The sequence below is a fragment of the Paenibacillus sp. UMB7766-LJ446 genome, from assembly GCF_030226665.1.
GTDB lineage: Bacteria > Bacillota > Bacilli > Paenibacillales > Paenibacillaceae > Paenibacillus > Paenibacillus vandeheii.
The window spans coordinates 536962-552762 of sequence record NZ_JASOYM010000001.1 but is presented as its reverse complement, the minus strand read 5'-3'; the positions used below and the strand labels follow the sequence as shown (position 1 = coordinate 552762).

Annotated in this window: 22 protein-coding genes; all 22 read left to right on the top strand. The window is 48.4% G+C overall.

Features of this window, described 5'->3' with window-relative positions:
• The first annotated feature begins 51 nt into the window (after window positions 1–51).
• The 22 genes from QP794_RS02665 (at window position 52) to QP794_RS02560 (ending at window position 15801) form a co-directional block, all read left to right on the top strand.
• A complete protein-coding gene (locus QP794_RS02665; RefSeq protein ID WP_285074783.1) occupies window positions 52–546 on the top strand; it encodes an ArpU family phage packaging/lysis transcriptional regulator in 495 nt (164 codons plus the stop codon).
• A 198-nt stretch (window positions 547–744) separates the two neighbouring features.
• A complete protein-coding gene (locus tag QP794_RS02660; RefSeq protein WP_285074782.1) occupies window positions 745–951 on the top strand; it encodes an Acb2/Tad1 domain-containing protein in 207 nt (68 codons plus the stop codon).
• A complete protein-coding gene (locus tag QP794_RS02655) occupies window positions 944–1222 on the top strand; it encodes a hypothetical protein (protein WP_285074781.1) in 279 nt (92 codons plus the stop codon). Before QP794_RS02660 ends, QP794_RS02655 begins: the two co-directional genes overlap by 8 nt.
• 58 nt (window positions 1223–1280) lie before the next feature.
• Window positions 1281–1679, top strand: coding sequence for a hypothetical protein (locus QP794_RS02650; RefSeq protein WP_285074780.1), 399 nt, complete (start codon window positions 1281–1283; stop codon window positions 1677–1679).
• A gap of 279 nt (window positions 1680–1958) precedes the next feature.
• Window positions 1959–2117, top strand: coding sequence for a hypothetical protein (locus QP794_RS02645; RefSeq protein WP_285074779.1), 159 nt, complete (start codon window positions 1959–1961; stop codon window positions 2115–2117).
• A 47-nt stretch (window positions 2118–2164) separates the two neighbouring features.
• Window positions 2165–2764, top strand: coding sequence for a tyrosine-type recombinase/integrase (locus QP794_RS02640; RefSeq protein ID WP_285074778.1), 600 nt, complete (start codon window positions 2165–2167; stop codon window positions 2762–2764).
• Window positions 2765–3253: 489 nt separating this feature from the next.
• Window positions 3254–4051 carry a phage terminase small subunit gene (gene terS / locus QP794_RS02635; RefSeq protein ID WP_285074777.1) on the top strand — a complete coding sequence of 266 codons (798 nt, stop codon included), beginning with the start codon at window positions 3254–3256 and terminating at the stop codon, window positions 4049–4051.
• A 12-nt stretch (window positions 4052–4063) separates the two neighbouring features.
• Window positions 4064–4231, top strand: a complete 168-nt coding sequence (locus QP794_RS02630; RefSeq protein WP_285074776.1) for a BC1881 family protein — start codon at window positions 4064–4066, stop codon at window positions 4229–4231.
• Complete coding sequence (locus tag QP794_RS02625) at window positions 4224–5558, top strand: terminase large subunit domain-containing protein (protein ID WP_285074775.1); 1335 nt, start codon at window positions 4224–4226, stop codon at window positions 5556–5558. The genes QP794_RS02630 and QP794_RS02625 overlap by 8 nt, the downstream gene beginning before the upstream one ends.
• Window positions 5559–5560: 2 nt before the next feature.
• Entirely contained in the window at window positions 5561–7063 is a 1503-nt protein-coding gene (locus tag QP794_RS02620; protein WP_285074774.1) for a capsid protein, read from the top strand.
• On the top strand, window positions 7060–8181 hold the full coding sequence (locus QP794_RS02615) for a phage minor capsid protein (protein ID WP_285074773.1): 1122 nt from the start codon (window positions 7060–7062) through the stop codon (window positions 8179–8181). The genes QP794_RS02620 and QP794_RS02615 overlap by 4 nt, the downstream gene beginning before the upstream one ends.
• Window positions 8182–8318: 137 nt before the next feature.
• Window positions 8319–8909 carry a phage scaffolding protein gene (locus tag QP794_RS02610; protein ID WP_285074772.1) on the top strand — a complete coding sequence of 197 codons (591 nt, stop codon included), beginning with the start codon at window positions 8319–8321 and terminating at the stop codon, window positions 8907–8909.
• Window positions 8910–8945: 36 nt separating this feature from the next.
• Window positions 8946–9821, top strand: a complete 876-nt coding sequence (locus tag QP794_RS02605; RefSeq protein ID WP_285074771.1) for a capsid protein — start codon at window positions 8946–8948, stop codon at window positions 9819–9821.
• Between the two features lie 31 nt (window positions 9822–9852).
• Window positions 9853–10176: a hypothetical protein gene (locus QP794_RS02600; protein ID WP_285074770.1), complete on the top strand. Its 324-nt coding sequence runs from the start codon at window positions 9853–9855 to the stop codon at window positions 10174–10176.
• A gap of 8 nt (window positions 10177–10184) precedes the next feature.
• Window positions 10185–10550, top strand: coding sequence for a head-tail connector protein (locus tag QP794_RS02595; RefSeq protein ID WP_285074769.1), 366 nt, complete (start codon window positions 10185–10187; stop codon window positions 10548–10550).
• Window positions 10550–10876 (top strand): hypothetical protein, encoded by a 327-nt coding sequence (locus QP794_RS02590; protein WP_285074768.1) that lies wholly within the window; start codon window positions 10550–10552, stop codon window positions 10874–10876. Before QP794_RS02595 ends, QP794_RS02590 begins: the two co-directional genes overlap by 1 nt.
• A gap of 1 nt (window position 10877) precedes the next feature.
• Window positions 10878–11264, top strand: a complete 387-nt coding sequence (locus tag QP794_RS02585) for a hypothetical protein (protein ID WP_285074767.1) — start codon at window positions 10878–10880, stop codon at window positions 11262–11264.
• Complete coding sequence (locus tag QP794_RS02580) at window positions 11261–11650, top strand: minor capsid protein (RefSeq protein ID WP_285074766.1); 390 nt, start codon at window positions 11261–11263, stop codon at window positions 11648–11650. The genes QP794_RS02585 and QP794_RS02580 overlap by 4 nt, the downstream gene beginning before the upstream one ends.
• 9 nt (window positions 11651–11659) lie before the next feature.
• A complete protein-coding gene (locus tag QP794_RS02575) occupies window positions 11660–12112 on the top strand; it encodes a phage tail tube protein (RefSeq protein WP_285074765.1) in 453 nt (150 codons plus the stop codon).
• A gap of 25 nt (window positions 12113–12137) precedes the next feature.
• Window positions 12138–12449, top strand: a complete 312-nt coding sequence (locus QP794_RS02570; RefSeq protein WP_285074764.1) for a hypothetical protein — start codon at window positions 12138–12140, stop codon at window positions 12447–12449.
• Window positions 12418–12783, top strand: coding sequence for a Gp15 family bacteriophage protein (locus tag QP794_RS02565; protein ID WP_285074763.1), 366 nt, complete (start codon window positions 12418–12420; stop codon window positions 12781–12783). The genes QP794_RS02570 and QP794_RS02565 overlap by 32 nt, the downstream gene beginning before the upstream one ends.
• Complete coding sequence (locus tag QP794_RS02560; RefSeq protein ID WP_285074762.1) at window positions 12784–15801, top strand: phage tail protein; 3018 nt, start codon at window positions 12784–12786, stop codon at window positions 15799–15801. It abuts the gene before it with no gap.

The window sequence follows — 15801 nt, the reverse complement described above, 5'->3', positions numbered from 1 at the left end:
GGGAGTTGTTATACATATCTCACCAAATTATACCACAGGTGAGGGGATTATATGACAAAGAAAACCGTACAATTAACTTTGGGTCTGCCGGCACTGGATAGTGAACAAACCCGCCGCAATGTGGAGGACCGTTTAGAAACTGTTCGCATCTATCGGCAGATCGGCATGACACGCAGAGAAATTGGGACCACCCCGAACTATTCTCCAAGAGAACACGGGGGCACCAATCAAATTAGCATGGCTACCCAGGACACGGCCATTTGGAATGTAGATAAGGAAGCTGAGCTGGAGGAACATTCAATTATGTTGGATCGTGCTCTCCAGAAGTTGAGCCGGAAAGAAAGGGAACTGATTGAACGGCGCTTTTTAGAAGACGAGGACGTATTTGATTATAATGTATGCGGGGAAATGAATATGGGAGAACGTTCCTTCCGTCGAATGAAAGCCAGGGCTATATATAAGCTATCGCTATCCCTTCGCCTTGAAGTGCTAATTGATCCATTAGAAACAACTGGATTCGAAGAAAAAAAAGTGGCCGCTAAGTGAAACATAATTGGCAGGATTTTGGCCGCAAATTGGCACGCCGTTTTGGTTTAGGCATGATATATTTGTATTGTGGAAATTGGAGGACAGCAAGCGAGTAGTTAAACAGAGCAGGAAACATTTCCTTACCATAAAAAAAGGGCTGGCACATGATGCTGGTCCTTTTTTATGTTTCAAAACACTATTAAGGAGGTCGATTTCATGAATCAGCAAATCGAAAATAACTTTAGCTATCATTCACCTAAAGAGGGCCAACCAGCCAAGTATGAAGCTATTCGAGCCAAAGCAAAGGAACTGGCCGTTTTGATTGACAAGCAGACGCCTAAGTCTCGTGAGCAGTCGCTTGCGATGACGAATTTAGAACAGGCTGTGTTTTGGGCTAATGCTGCGATAGCACGGAATGAATAGCGATATGGATCGGATCAATGATCGGCATAAGCACATGTTTGAAACAATGCGCCAAGCATTTGTGCGCTTAAGCGAAGCTTTCGCAATCATGGCCCATGCGATCCAGGAGCGTCAGGGAGTCGTCGAATTGCTGGAACTAATCGAGTCATATGATGAGCAGCCAGTCAAGACGAAGCCGCTTCGCTTGCGCGATCTACCGAAGGCACTGCCGATGAGACACCAGGTTCTGAATCGAAAGCCTGTTCTTCAGGTGGCACGAAGCCGTTGCTGAGGAGTATTAAATGCGGATAAATTGGCATAGACTTGTACCAAAGTGAGGTGGGAAGCCCATGTGTAAAGAACAAACCATTGATGTGAGACTATGCAAGGCTAATGAATCAGGACGCAAGATCGTCCCTGTGGATGCTTGTATCGCTGTAGAAGTACAGCACCTTAACATGTCCGGCATAGTAACACTCAGTTGTTGTTGTGGACATGGCAGAGCCGGGCAAATTGCCGAATGGGAAAATGGATTCGGTCGATGGAAGGGTTATGTGGATCCGCCGCACGTACTTATTACAGAAGGTAGCAAGAAAAGAGCTGAAGCTATAGGGTACCGACCGTTCCCGTATATTTATGCTGATGGAGAGCAACACGGGGTGTGGAAGATGTACCTGCAAACCGGATGTTTAACAGAATTAGATTGCGCAGATTGGGATAAACGAGAGGAGCTGCGAACTCCTCTCTAAAAGCTATTTACGGTGTTTTGAGGTATAGCAGTGTTTACAACCGTCATAAGTAGCTGGATAAAGAACAGTCCAGTCCTGATCGGTATCTACTCGATTTTCTTTGCTAATCAGTGCGATGTTGCAAGCAGATACAACATGAGCAGATCTATGGACCTCTTTGTTGGGTCCGGTGTTAACGATGTACGTCGCCATAGATGACACCTCCTTCCGTCCTAGTACTTTCGACACCAAAAGAGGGAAATCCTTCCTATGTGTCAAAGATATTGTCGAGAGGAGGTGTTGAAACTGGATGGATCAGATATTAAATTGGTTGAGAACTACAAGCGTTTAACAGAATCTAGTGTTAATGAAATTCGTATCAAAGTAGATAACAAAGGTGAAGAGGGCGAAATTGATCTGAAAGTTACAAAAGTTTGGCAAGAAAAAGAGAACAAATAAGCATCCTTCGGGGTGCTTTTTATATGTCTAAAATGTGAGGTGGTGACATGAATGAGGTTCAACCGATCCGGGACAAAGCGGTTGTTGAACAGATCAAAAATTACCTGAAGGTAACCAGTTTCCGTAATTACATTTTCTTTAGTATGGGCGTTCATAGTGGATTACGTGTATCCGACTTGTTGCAGCTCAAGGTGGTTGCGGTTCGTGATCAGGAGCACATCAATTATGTGGCTCAGAAAACGAAGAACCGGAAACGCAAGAAGCGTAAGCGGAAAAAGTTCATCATTCACCCTGATATCTACGATGATCTAATGATTTACATTGCAGATATGGACGATGATGACTATTTGTTCCCCAGTAGGCAAAGGAAGACGCTCACAGGAGCCGTGGGAGAGCCAATCCATAGGATAACAGCCTATAAAATGATTAGTGGCATAGCCAAGCGCTTTGGGCTCACAGACATCGGTGTCCATTCACTCAGGAAGACGTGGGGTTATCACCTTTATAACGACGATCCACGCAATCTGGCGTTACTAATGGAGATGTTCGGGCATGAGGATATGGCAACCACGCTGATGTATTTGGGTATCACCCAGGACGCCATGGATGATGCAATACGCCGTTTGAGTTTTACACAATCCGGCTAATGTTGCACTCAAACGTGGGGATGGGACAAAGCTTGATCTTATCAGATTCTTTAACTTTCTCCAGTGCAACAGAAATAGAGTTATGTTTCACTCTACTTACTTAATTTGGTTCGAAATGGATCAAAAATGGTTTTTATTTTGGGCTTGATTTGAAGAAAAAGAATTAGAAGTTTGTCTATTTAGACTGATTCTAAGAAAACCGACTCAATTATGGCTGTATAACCGATGAATAAACGCCCCATTTGAGGGCAATAAGCCGGGAAATAATCAAAATCGGCAAAATCGAAAAATCCAGTAATGACGCGGGTTTTCGGGTTTATGCATAAACTATGTATATTCGCACAATTCAGTTAGCTATCAAAAAGCCCGTCAAATCAGGGTTTTCGGCGTGGTTGTGGGAAAGTACATATGTACAAAAGACCGGGTTTTGAACACATGTCTTTGCATAAATATTGCATAAACGATGTCAGGGGTGAGGTGTATTATGTAATGGCGAGAGAGAGAAGCCCGGACCGCAAGAAAGCATTAGCGATGTGGTTCGCCAGTGGTAGGGAAATGAAGCCAGCCGAGATTGCCGAGAAGCTTGGAATCAGCGCCGGAATGGTTCGGAAGTGGAAGAGCATGGAGAAATGGGACGAACTGCCTGAGCCACGTCCAGGAGCGCCCAAGGGCAATCAGAATGCGATAGGCAATAGAGGTGGGCACGGCGGACCATACGGCAATGACAAAGCCGTCAAGCATGGTCTATTCCGCAAGTTCCTGCCAGATGATGAAGAAACGCGAGAGATTTACGACACAACAGCGGACCTTTCCACGGCGGACATTATGTGGGAAGGCATACGCATCCAGCTCACGAATATCATACATGCCTTGAAGATCCAGCACGTAACGGGCAAGGATGAAATGATTAAAGAGATCAAAAAGCAGAAATTCGAAGTCCATAACACGGGAACCAAGAAGGAACCCAACCTTGAGCAAATCATAACCGAACAGGAATATGAATTCCAGTTTGCGTGGGAACGATCCGCGAATAGCATGAAAGCCATGGCTGCTGCTTGGACGGCGCTGGTCGGCTCCATTAAGAAGTATGAGGATGTTTTGCGGTTGGCTTCTCCCGATGAGGTGAACGAAGTCCAGAAGCAGCGTCTGGAGCAGATTAAGGCCAGCATTGCCGTGATGCGTGGCAAGGTTCCAGATAACAGTAAGCTTGATCTAAACCAGCAAATTACCGCATTAGCTGATTTGATTAACAACCCTGTGCCGGAAAGAGTAATAGATGATGAATAGGGGGTGAGTGATATGGATTTGAGCAAAGTTTCAACAAAGGCTTTATCAGCAGAATTGGAGAAGCGTGAGGGGGTAAGGAAAATTGCCCTTACGCCTGAAGCAAAGGCAAGTTTAACAGGATTGTTCGATCTTCCTGTTTCCATAGAAGGCCCGGCAACTATCCTTATTAACCATGACTGACACAGCCTTGATTCCATATGCTCCATTTAATACGAAGCAGTCGGAATATATCCGGCGTTGCCAGGACTCCTGGTTGAACGTGGCTGAGGGCGGCAAGCGTGCAGGCAAGAATATCATTAACCTGATTGCCTATGCCATGTGCTTGGAGGTTCACCCGGACAAGCTCCATTTGGTTGCTGGTGTGAGTATGGCAGCCACGAAGATGAACGCCATAGACTCCAATGGATTCGGGCTGCAATGGCTGTTCAAGGGCCGTTGCCGTGAAGGCGAATACAAGGACCGTGCAGCGCTCTTCATTCAGACTAAGACAGGTGAGAAGATCGTTATTATTGCAGGCGGCGGTAAGGCAAACAACGCCGCACTGATCAAAGGTAACTCTTACGGCACCGCTTATGTAACAGAGGTCAACGAGTGCCATCCATCGTTCGTGAAGGAAGTATTTGACCGGACGTTGGCATCCACGAAGCGGCAATTGTTCTTCGACCTCAACCCCAAGCCGCCAGCCCATTGGTTCTATGCGGACATTCTGGACTTTCAGGATGAGTTGTTAAAGCAAGGGCAGAACGCAGGGTACAATTATCAGCACTTCACCGTTTTCGATAATCTGAGCATACCTGACGATCGGCTCAAGACGTTGCTATTGACGTATGACAAGTCCAGTCTGTGGTACAAGTCAGAAATCAAGGGTGAGCGGACGGCAGCTACAGGACGGATATACACGGGTTACACCGTCAAGGATGTCATCGTCACTCGGGAGCAGATAAGGGCTGAACGGTTCATTGAGTTTTCGATTGGCATAGACGTCGGGGGCACTGACGCCACGGTTGCCACGCTCACTGGATTTACGCCGCGATATGGATCGGTTATGCTGCTGGATGGTTTCTACCACAAGCAGGGCAAGGAGAACGGCTATACACATGACCGTTACGCAAAGGAAATCGTTGAGAAGATAGTCCAGTGGTCGGAAACTTATCCGGCCTTTTTGTCGTGTGCTCATATCTTTGCTGAATCTGCTGACAAGCTGTTCCGGCAGGCGCTGACAAATGAGCTTAAACGCAGGGGGATACACATTCCTGTGGTGCCTGCTTATAAGAAAGAGGGCATTGTTGACCGGATCAGATTGACGAACGTCCTAATTAACCAAGGGCGGTACAAAATCATGGCCCATCTTAAACATTGGATTGAAGCCATAGAGAACGCCACTTGGGACGAGACAGAACGCCAGAAGGGTGAATGGGTGCGGACGGATGACGGAAGTTACCCAGTGGACTGCTTGGATAGTAGCGAATACGCCGTACAGCCGTTCAAGAAGAGACTGGAGGTATAGAAATGGGGTGGATCAAGAATATGGTCATGAAAATGCTGCGTATTAACCCAGCGCCGGAGAATCGAATTGTAAACATCACTGAGCCGCTATCATATCGGACGAATGTATTGCGTAACCGCTTATGGTTCCGTGGTGATGCTTCTGAGCTGGATCAGTTTTACAAGCAGACAGGGACAGATGCAGTGGGCAAGGCAAGGTTCTGGGCAGCGGTACCCAGTCAGAACATGACGATTAGGAAAATTCATTCTGGTATGCCCGCCATGATTGCAGAGCGTCTATCGGATATCGTCGTTGCTGATCTGGAAGCCGTTGAGGTGGATAAGGAAACCGCATGGGATGATATCAGTGAGGACAATGATTTTGCTGAGTTGCTTGGTCAAAACATCATAGACGCTTTGGTGGCCGGGGATGGAGCATATAAAATCACCGTGGATACTGATGTTACCAAATACCCGATCATTGAGTTCTACAGTGGGGATCAGGTGGAGTACATACGGAATCGCGGCAGGCTGCAGGAGGTTGTCTTCTTTACGGATTACACGCTAAAGGGCAAGGATTACCGCTTGGAAGAAACCTATGGGCTTGGTTACATCCGGTATCAGCTTTATGATTCTTACGGGAAAGGCGTGCCGCTTACTGTATTGCCTGAGACGGCAGCACTGGCGAACATTGAATACGATGGCAAGTTTATTATGGCCGTGCCGCTGATGTTCTTCCGCAGCTCCAAGTGGGAGGGACGAGGGAAATCCTTGTTTGATAGCAAGTCAGACAACTTTGACGCATTGGATGAGGTGGTCAGTCAATGGTGGGATGCGATTCGGGCTGGACGGGTGCAGAAGTACATTCCAGATGACTTGGTTCCTAAGAATCCTGAGACTGGGGCGCCAATGCGTGCCAACCCATTTGATAATCAGTTCATCAAGGTTGGCAGCTCCATGGCTGAGGACGGTAAAGACCAAATCACCATGTTGCAACCGCAAATCCTGTATGAAGCATTCGTGGGGTCCTATGCCAGCGCTCTGGATATGTGCTTGCAGGGCGTTATGTCGCCATCCACGCTGGGCATTGACTTGAAGAAGACCGACAACGCAGAAGCGCAGCGGGAGAAGGAGAAAGCCACACTATACACCCGTGGCAAGATCATTGATGCGCTGAATGAGGTGTTGCCCCGTCTGGTGGAAACGGTATTGAAGGTGCATGACACGATGCAGAGTCGGGCAGCAGGCGAATATGAAGTATCGGTTAAGTTCGGTGAATACGCTAGTCCATCCTTTGACGCCGTGGTAGAGACGGTGGGCAAGGCCCGGACGTTCGGTGTGATGAGCGTAGAACGTGCGATTGAAGAAATGTACGGTGATACCTGGACGGATGAAGAAAAGGCTGCTGAGGTAGCACGCTTGAAGGCAGAACAAGGATACATTTTAAATGAACCGGCTCTAAATCGTGATGCCCCGCCTGATCCTGATGACGAGGACGATGAAGAGCCAGAAGTTGATGACGAATGAAGAAATACGACATCCGTCAAATCTTTTCTGACATGGAAATGGATCTGATCAAGTCCATGAAGCGTAACCTGAAACGTCATGAGCTTGCCGAAGAAGAGGAAGGCAAGGATTGGGAGCAGTGGCAGCAACGCAAGCTGCAAGACATCCAGCAATACCGCAAGGAGACGCGCCAGATATCCAAGAAGTATGAGCCAGAAGTGAAGAAGGCAGCCGAGGAAGAGGTTAAAGGCTCCTGGCGGCGTGGGGCTGATCGGGTGAAGGACACGGTAAAGAGCCTGTGGAACAAGATCACGGGCAAAAAGCCGGATATACAGCCTGAGGATGGTTCAGACCGCAGCTTCTTCAAACTCAACGAGAAGCGGGTTAACGCTCTGGCAGATGCAGCACAGAACAATTTGCAAATTGCCCGTCATGCCATGCTAAGACAAGCGGATGACGTGTACAGACAGACTATCTACAAGTCCCAGGTGTATCTAAACAGTGGTGCTGTTTCGCTGAATCAGGCTATAGATATGGCGACGAAGGAGTTTCTGGAAAAGGGGTTTGACAATATCACTTATGCCAATGGACGGCGAGTGAACATTGCTTCTTATGCAGAAATGGCGTTGCGTACCTCTTCCCAGCGTGCGGTGTTTGCTGGAGAGGGTGCCAAGCGGGATCAACTCGGCATTCGAACCGTGGTCATATCTTCACACGGCAACTGTTCAAAGCTATGCCTGCCATATCAGGGCAAGGTGTTCATTGACGATGTGTATTCTGGTGGAACGGCTGCAGATGGGAAGTATCCGCTGCTGAGTACCGCCATTGCTGGGGGGTTATTCCATCCGAACTGTCGTCATAACATGACGACCTTCATTGTGGGAACCAGCTCATTGCCTAAGCCAGTTGACGATGAGAAAGCCCTATCCAACTATCAAGCAGAACAGAAGCAACGGTACATGGAACGCCAGATACGCAAATACAAGCGTCTGGAAGCGGGTAGCGTGGATGAAGAGAATCAAGCGAACTACAAGGCCAAGGTTAGACAGTGGCAAGCCCAATTGCGGATGCACCTGAGAGAACATGATTACTTACGTAGGGATTCCAAACGTGAAAAACTCAGAATACCGCCTAATTAGCACCTTCTTACACAGAGGGTGCTTTTTCTATGGGCTCCAAATGAGACTTTTGGGGCTCACCGCTCAGTAACCGGAGCATATCGGTTAACTCCCTTAGCTGGAGAGCAGCTATACAAATCTATGGAGGTTGATGATATATGGATTGGCTGAAAACGTTGTTGAAGAATGCGGGATTGGATGATTCAAAGATTGACGGGATCGTAACGGATGCTGGCAAGGAGCTTCCAAAACATTTTGTTCCCAAATCACAGTATAACGATTTATCGGACGTGAAGAAGAAGCTGGAAAAGGATATCACCGATCGAGACACACAGCTTGAAACGCTCAGTAAGGATGCAGGTGCTTCCGAGACACTCAAGGCTGAGATTGCCCGCCTTCAGGGGGAGAATACCGCAGCCAAGCAGCAGTACGAAGCGGATTTGAAGGATATTCAGATGAACAATGCGATTTCTGCTGCGCTTAACGGAAAAGTCCATAACGAGAAGGTGGTTACGGGCATGATCGATAAAGCCAAGTTGGTCATTGGTGATGACGGCAAGGTGGTTGGGCTGGATGAGCAATTGAAGGGGCTCCAAACATCGGATGCCTACTTGTTCAAGCCTGATGAAGCAGGGGGGGGGAACGGTGGAGGTGCTGGTGGTTTCCGTGTTGGTAATCCAGGGCAAGGAACCGGGCAAGCCACGAATGATCAACTGGCAAGTATTTTCGGCGTTGCTGAAACGAAGTAATAAACCATTTTACTAATTTAAGGGAGAGATGAACACATGGCGTTCAACTATGTAGAAAGTTTTTTGACCACATTGCAGCAAAAGTATACGAAAGAGTTGGCTTCCGATGCCCTGACCACGCAAAATGCGATCTGGGTGAACACCAAAACAATTCAGGTGCCGAGTTTGGATGTAGCGGGTTATAAGAACCACAACCGTTCTGGGGGTTGGAACCGTCAGGCAGTGAGCAATAGCTTCGTGAACCTGACCTTGGATTTTGACCGTGACGTCGAGTTCTTCGTTGACGCGATGAACGTAGATGAAACGAATCAAGTCGTGGCTGCTGCTAATCTGACTGCCACATTTGAGAAGGAACAGGCCATTCCTGAGCTTGATAAATATCGCTTCTCCAAAATGTATGCAGACTATGTGGCGATGGGCTACACACCTGATACAACCGTTTTGGATGCTGCTAATGCCTTGGAAGTGTTCGACGAAATGATGATGAACATGGACGAGGCAGAGGTACCGCAGGAAGGCCGAATCATGTATGTAACGCCAACCTATATGAAGCTGCTGAAATCCGCTGAGAAGCTTCGCCAGATCGTCACCGTGGGTCAGAACAGCGGCGTGATTGACCGGGCAGTACGAAGCTTGGATGAGGTTGTGTTGAAATCCGTACCTTCCAGCCGCATGAAGACGGTATATGACTTCACAAACGGTGCTGTGGCGGGTGTGGGTGCAAAACAGATTAACTTGATCCTTGTTCATCCTGAGTGCGTGTTGGCACCGATCAAACACAGTGCGGTTTATCTGTGGGAGCCAGGTAGCCATACACAAGGTGATGGGTATCTGTACCAAAACCGCCGTTACACGGATCTGTTCTTGATCGAGCGCAAAGCTGCAGCAATCCAAATGAACGTTCAAGCCTAAACATAACAGCCAATAGAGAGGGGCAAATCACATGTTGATTGCAGTAAAGGGAAATACACAATTGAAGATTGACGATGCTGACCGGGATACCTATCTTAAACTCGGCTACGATATCGCTGAACAGTCGGGAAATACACTTGAGGTGGTTGAGAATTCTTCAAGCAAAAAAGTGGCCTGGAAGGAATATGAAGCCTTGGTGAGAGAGAACGAAGAGTTGAGGAATCAGATTGCGGAATCCGGGTCTGGTACACCGGAAGCACTGACAGGGCTGAAAACCCAGTTGGATGACGCGAACAAGGAAATTAAATCACTTAAAAAGCAGCTTGCGACCACGACTACACCTGATGACAAGTAGGTGATGGCATGTCATACGTAACGGCAGAAGAATATGAACTGTATGGGGACGGCATGATTCCGGCTGAGGACTTGAATAAGGCTCTCAGTCGGGCATCCGACCAAATAGACGCCCTGACCTATAATCGCATCGTACAACGCAATCTGGACGGTCTGACAGCCTTCCAGCGAGGGAACGTGGTTAAGGCAGTATGCCAGCAAGCGGATTTTCAGTTCCAATATGGGGATTACTTGGACTTCCCTCTCTCTGGATACTCCGCAGGCAGCGTCAGCGTGTCATTTAAGGCCGTTGACGGTCCCGGAGGGGTCAAGACTACCGAAGGTGTTACAAGCCTGCTGAGAGCCACAGGGTTGATGAATAGGGGGCTGCGCTGATGCGGGGTAAGTTTCCGTTTCCACATTGGATATTGAAGACACCGGTTCAAGTGTTTCACACCAAGCTGTCAGAAGACGGGGAGCCTGTCGAGGAATTAATCTTTGACGGGCTTGCTTGTTATGACGAGAAGATGCGTCAGAAGCTGGATAAGGAGCGCCGTTTGGTTACTCTGTCCGGCAAGGTGATTATCCGGGGTGACATTTTGCCTGGAGAACTGATTGAGGGCTTTGTCCGGGTTGGCGGTTCGGATCGGATCATATTCAGCGCATCGCGGCCGCAGCATCCAGACGGCAGCGTCTTTTCTACGGAATTGGAGCTGAGCTGACATGAAGGTTAAAGTGACGATGGATCCCAGGGCCATGCAAAAGCTGTCCAAAGCACCCATCGAAGCGCTTGAAGTTGTGGTGAACGGGAAGGAACAGAGTATCTTGACCGAGATTGCCAATGCTGGTGTTGTTCCGAAACAGACAGGAGAGTTGGAGCGAAGCGCCTGGGTAGACAAAACAGGGCTGAAAAAAGGCCAGGTGAAGATTGTCTATGACACGCCATATGCCCGCCGCTTGTACTGGCACCCAGAATACAACTTCCGTAGGGACAAGAATGCTAATGCTCAGGGGTTGTGGCTGGAAGCCTGGCAGAAGGAACAGAAGGGCTGGATACGTAAGACGTTTGAAAAGCTGGTCAAGAAGTTTGGGGGTGGGTTCATCAAATGATGCTGTCCGAGATTCGGGATTGGCTGAAAACGCAGATCGATTCCCCAAATTGGTACATCGGCAATATCGATGGGAAGAAGGAACAGTCCATTGGGATTTACAACCTGAACACTGGACAACCTTACATTGCCATCGGAGGGCTGGAGAACACCAGCTATGCCAGCAAGTCGATATCCATCCTGGTTCACTGGTCCAAGAATGCAGATACAGCGGAGCGTAAGGCCCATGAGGTCTATGCTGCGCTATTTGGTCGTTCTGATGGCGAGATAGCAGGGCACCGTGTCATTGCTTTTGAGATGCGGACACCATGGCCTATTGATGTTGGTACCGATGATGCAGGGATATACGAATATGTGATTGAGACAACGATTTATTACGAGAGGTAGGGGAATGGAATGGCGACAACAGGTGTTTTTCCGGTTCATAACAATATTTTTAAAGTTGGTATCAAGGGCCGCGCTTCCAAGGATTCAGAAATGATGATGATCAAGGATCTGGAGAATTTCGCGCCAGCTATCGACGGTAATACTGAGGAATGGAGTTCGATGGACCAAGGGGGCTGGACGAGACGTGCGGTAACGGGTAAATCCCTGTCTTTCAGCTTTTCAGGTAAACGGAACTATGGCGATCCAGGTAACGATTATGTTGCGGGTTTGCTGCTTGGAACGGGGCAAGAAGTGGAAACGATTTTCGAATGGACGATGCCATCCGGCGCGAAGCTGACTATGGATTGCGTCATTAATTTGACCACGCCAGCGGGTGGAGATTCGACGAACATTGACGGTCTGGAATTTGAGTTGTTGTCTGACGGTAAGCCGAAATTTGAGAAAGCACCAACTACACCATAATTCATAAACCAAGGGGGATTCATCCATGTCAAAAGTTATTAATATCACAGATAAGTTTTCTAATGATCTACCATCAATTCAGCTTGGCGAGAAGTTGTATCCGGTCAATAACGGTATTTCAGCCATGTTGGCGTTTGAAGAAGCGTCAACGGGTGGAATTGCTGGCATCCTGAAAGCCTTGGAAGGTGCGTTTGGCAAAAAGGCATTTAAGGAAATGGGAGTAGAGGACATGAGCATGGGGAATATCATGGTTCTGGCATCGGCAGTTCTTGCGGCAATGATGAACATCACCTACGAGGAAGCGAATGCGCGATTTCAGCGGGAAGTCCAGTCCTGATGGATGGTATGACCTGTACGAAGATTGGGGGCTAATCGAAGCCAGTCTTGCCAAGCAATATGGAATCCGCATCCGACAACACGGGGATATGCCGTGGGAAGAGTTCTGTACTCTGGTCGGGGGCCTTATGCCAGATACACCGCTGGGGAGTATTGTGTCGATCCGGGCGGAGCAAGACCCCAAGACCATTAAGGGGTTCAACTCCGATCAGCGCCGCATCTATAACGAGTGGCGAAAGCGGCAGTCAGATAAACAATTAGAAGACCCTCTGAAATACGCACAGGACATGAAGAGTCTGGAAGCCGTAATGGCCCGGGCGTTTGGGGGTGAGTAGATGTCAAGCGCAGGCCGCGTAGATTTAGACTTGGGCTTGAACTACGGAGCCTTTCAACAGCAGCTCAACGGTATCTCCAGTACCGCTACCAACCTGGTGGGTGGGGCCTTTAAGAAGCTGGGCGGGATCGTTGCCGCAGCCTTTGCTGTCAATAGCTTAAAAGAGTTTGGTAAGGAAGCCATTAACCTGGCATCCGACTTGGCAGAGGTCCAGAACGTGGTTAACGTCACGTTCGGATCAATGACAAACCAGATTAACAACTGGTCATCGAACCTGATTGAGTCGTTCGGTCTGTCCGAGTTGTCCGGTAAACGATATGCATCCACTATGGGTGCCATGCTGAAATCATCCGGTATTTCCGGTGAAGCCATGAAACAGATGTCCGTCAGGTTGACGGAATTGTCTGCTGACATGGCTTCTTTTTATAACATCACGAATGACGAAGCGTATTACAAAGTTTTCTCCGGTATGGTCGGTGAGACTGAGCCATTGAAACAATTGGGCGTTAACATGTCCGTGGTCAACATGGAAGCATACGCTATGTCACAGGGCATCACAAAATCATGGTTAGCCATGACACAATCAGAACAGGCCATGCTCCGGTATGGCTATTTGCTACAGGTAACCGCCGATGCTCAGGGTGACTTTGCACGTAACGGCCAATCTTGGGCCAACCAAGTCCGTATGATGTCGGAACAATGGAACATCTTCAAGGGCACGATGGGTGCGGGATTCATTAACATTCTGACGCCGATCCTAAAAGGGCTCAATTGGATCATAGCCAAGTTACAGGTTGCAGCAGCCTATTTTAAGGCATTCACAGAATTGGTCTTTGGTGACGCAGTGAACGCTGGTGGAGCCGGAATAACCGTGGCTACCGATGCCATGGGCGGCATGGGTGATGCAGCGGCTGCCGCAGCTCCTGCCGTCGAGGATACGGGTAAAGCGGCTGAGAAGGCAGGCAAGAAGGCGAAGAAAGCCGGAAAAGACATGAAGGGCAGCCTGGCCGGATTCGACCAGCTCAATACGCTGGCACAATCGGCAGCTTCTGCTTTGGATGATGCAGGGTCAAAAGCTGCAGGAGCTGGCAAAGGAATTGGCGGCCTAGGCAGTATGGCCGGGTTTGGTGACCTGGACTTGGGTACGCCTTCGATTGACGTCGATCCGATCAAACAACAGGTTGCTGCATTCCTGGAGGATATCAAATCCCGATTCTCAAAAGCTTGGGCGTATATCTCTTCTGGCTGGGGTGAGATGCGGCCAGCATTGCAACCGTTCATCGACATGATGGTTCCCATTCGGAAGTCAGTTGATAACATTGGGAAGACATTCCTGGATCTGAAAGACAAGGTTCTAGTGCCCATGGCTAAATATGTATTGGGCGATTTCATTCCATCCATCGTTACTGGCTTTGTGAAAGCTTTTGCCCCGGTTATTGCGAAGCAGATTGTTTGGGCATTTGACATGTTCGACAAGACATTCCGTAATTCCACCGATCAGGCAATTAAGCTGTGGGATACTGTATGGCTGCCTAGTCTGGAGAAGGTGAAGAACGCCTTCGTTACCAACATGCCGTTAATTGCGGCAGCTTTACAAAGCCTGCTGGATGGGACGCTTAATCCATTTACAGACTTCATGCTGAATGATTTTGCTATCCCGGTATCCACGGTGCTGGCTGAGACATTGGTACCCATCTTTACAGATACGTTGGTTTGGGCCATTGACTTGTTCACCAAGACGTTTACGAATGCGGTCAACCATATCAACGATTTGTGGTCGGGGACGTTGAATCCAGCATTGGAGAAGTTCAGGGATATGTTCTTGGACATCATTCCGCAGATCGGGAAATCATTTTCTGACTTGCTGAATGGTACGATAAAGCCGTTTGTGGATTATGCCTTGAATGACTTCATTATCCCGATTGCGGCGAAGGTTATTGATACGCTGGTACCCGTATTTACAGACACATTGGTTTGGGCTTTCAAGGAAGCAGCCAACACGTTTGAATGGGCTGTCAAACTGATCAATGACATTTACAATACGGTACTCAAGCCTGTGTTCGATCTGATCAAGAAAATCGTTCTGGACACGCTGGAGACGATTAAGGGCCTTTGGAACAAATATGGGGCCGAACTGCTTACGAAGCTGACGGAGTTCATGACCAATACACGGAATCTGTTCCAGAAGCTTTGGGATGACATCCTGAAACCGATCATAGAACCGTTCCTTAAAAAGTTGAACGAAATTTGGGACGGCACTCTCAAGGGGATCATCAAGCAAGTGGGCGAGGTTGTCATGAAGTTGGTAACGGCGGCGCTGGACATCTACAACAAGTTCATTGTGCCATTGATCAGCTATGTGATAGACAAGTTGGCCCCTGGTTTTGTGAAGGGCTTCAACATCGTTCTGAACATCGTAACCACCGTGATTGAGAGCGTAGGCGGCATCATCAAAGGGCTTCTGAAAACGCTTGGCGGGGTCATTGATTTTGTGGCTGGTGCTTTCACAGGTGACTGGAAGAAGGCATGGACAGGCGTAAAAGATATTTTTGGCGGGATATTCGATTCCTTGTATAGCCTTGTCAAAGCTCCATTGAACCTGATCATAGACGGTATCAACAAGGTTATTGAAGGGTTTAACAGCCTGAGCGTAAGCATTCCTGAGTTTGAGGTATTTGGTCAGAAGGTTGGCGGGGGCAACATTGGGGTACCGCAGATACCTAAGATACCGAAGTTGGCAAAAGGTGGTTTGGCCTACGGGCCTACGCTTGCCATGGTCGGGGATAACCGGGGAGCCTCTGTTGACCCGGAAGTTGTAACGCCGCTGTCCAAGTTGCAGGACATGATAGGCGGGAACAATCAGCCGATGGTGGAAATCTTGCTCCTGATTCTGGACGCAATCCGAAACGGAGATAAACAGACCGTCATCCAGCTTAATGGTACGGAGCTGGGGCGTGCTACTGTGACTGCCATAAACGACATCACAAGGCGTACAGGCCGTTCGCCATTAACGACATAG

Coding starts and splice junctions, on each gene's coding strand:
- QP794_RS02560 (WP_285074762.1), top strand. CDS start 12,784: ATGTCAAGCGCAGGCCGCGTAGATTTAGACTTGGGCTTGAACTACGGA.
- QP794_RS02665 (WP_285074783.1), top strand. CDS start 52: ATGACAAAGAAAACCGTACAATTAACTTTGGGTCTGCCGGCACTGGAT.
- QP794_RS02565 (WP_285074763.1), top strand. CDS start 12,418: ATGCGCGATTTCAGCGGGAAGTCCAGTCCTGATGGATGGTATGACCTG.
- QP794_RS02570 (WP_285074764.1), top strand. CDS start 12,138: ATGTCAAAAGTTATTAATATCACAGATAAGTTTTCTAATGATCTACCA.
- QP794_RS02640 (WP_285074778.1), top strand. CDS start 2,165: ATGAATGAGGTTCAACCGATCCGGGACAAAGCGGTTGTTGAACAGATC.
- terS (WP_285074777.1), top strand. CDS start 3,254: ATGGCGAGAGAGAGAAGCCCGGACCGCAAGAAAGCATTAGCGATGTGG.
- QP794_RS02600 (WP_285074770.1), top strand. CDS start 9,853: ATGTTGATTGCAGTAAAGGGAAATACACAATTGAAGATTGACGATGCT.
- QP794_RS02625 (WP_285074775.1), top strand. CDS start 4,224: ATGACTGACACAGCCTTGATTCCATATGCTCCATTTAATACGAAGCAG.
- QP794_RS02650 (WP_285074780.1), top strand. CDS start 1,281: ATGTGTAAAGAACAAACCATTGATGTGAGACTATGCAAGGCTAATGAA.
- QP794_RS02585 (WP_285074767.1), top strand. CDS start 10,878: ATGAAGGTTAAAGTGACGATGGATCCCAGGGCCATGCAAAAGCTGTCC.
- QP794_RS02575 (WP_285074765.1), top strand. CDS start 11,660: ATGGCGACAACAGGTGTTTTTCCGGTTCATAACAATATTTTTAAAGTT.
- QP794_RS02610 (WP_285074772.1), top strand. CDS start 8,319: ATGGATTGGCTGAAAACGTTGTTGAAGAATGCGGGATTGGATGATTCA.
- QP794_RS02660 (WP_285074782.1), top strand. CDS start 745: ATGAATCAGCAAATCGAAAATAACTTTAGCTATCATTCACCTAAAGAG.
- QP794_RS02605 (WP_285074771.1), top strand. CDS start 8,946: ATGGCGTTCAACTATGTAGAAAGTTTTTTGACCACATTGCAGCAAAAG.
- QP794_RS02590 (WP_285074768.1), top strand. CDS start 10,550: ATGCGGGGTAAGTTTCCGTTTCCACATTGGATATTGAAGACACCGGTT.
- QP794_RS02580 (WP_285074766.1), top strand. CDS start 11,261: ATGATGCTGTCCGAGATTCGGGATTGGCTGAAAACGCAGATCGATTCC.
- QP794_RS02615 (WP_285074773.1), top strand. CDS start 7,060: ATGAAGAAATACGACATCCGTCAAATCTTTTCTGACATGGAAATGGAT.
- QP794_RS02655 (WP_285074781.1), top strand. CDS start 944: ATGAATAGCGATATGGATCGGATCAATGATCGGCATAAGCACATGTTT.
- QP794_RS02630 (WP_285074776.1), top strand. CDS start 4,064: ATGGATTTGAGCAAAGTTTCAACAAAGGCTTTATCAGCAGAATTGGAG.
- QP794_RS02595 (WP_285074769.1), top strand. CDS start 10,185: ATGTCATACGTAACGGCAGAAGAATATGAACTGTATGGGGACGGCATG.
- QP794_RS02620 (WP_285074774.1), top strand. CDS start 5,561: ATGGGGTGGATCAAGAATATGGTCATGAAAATGCTGCGTATTAACCCA.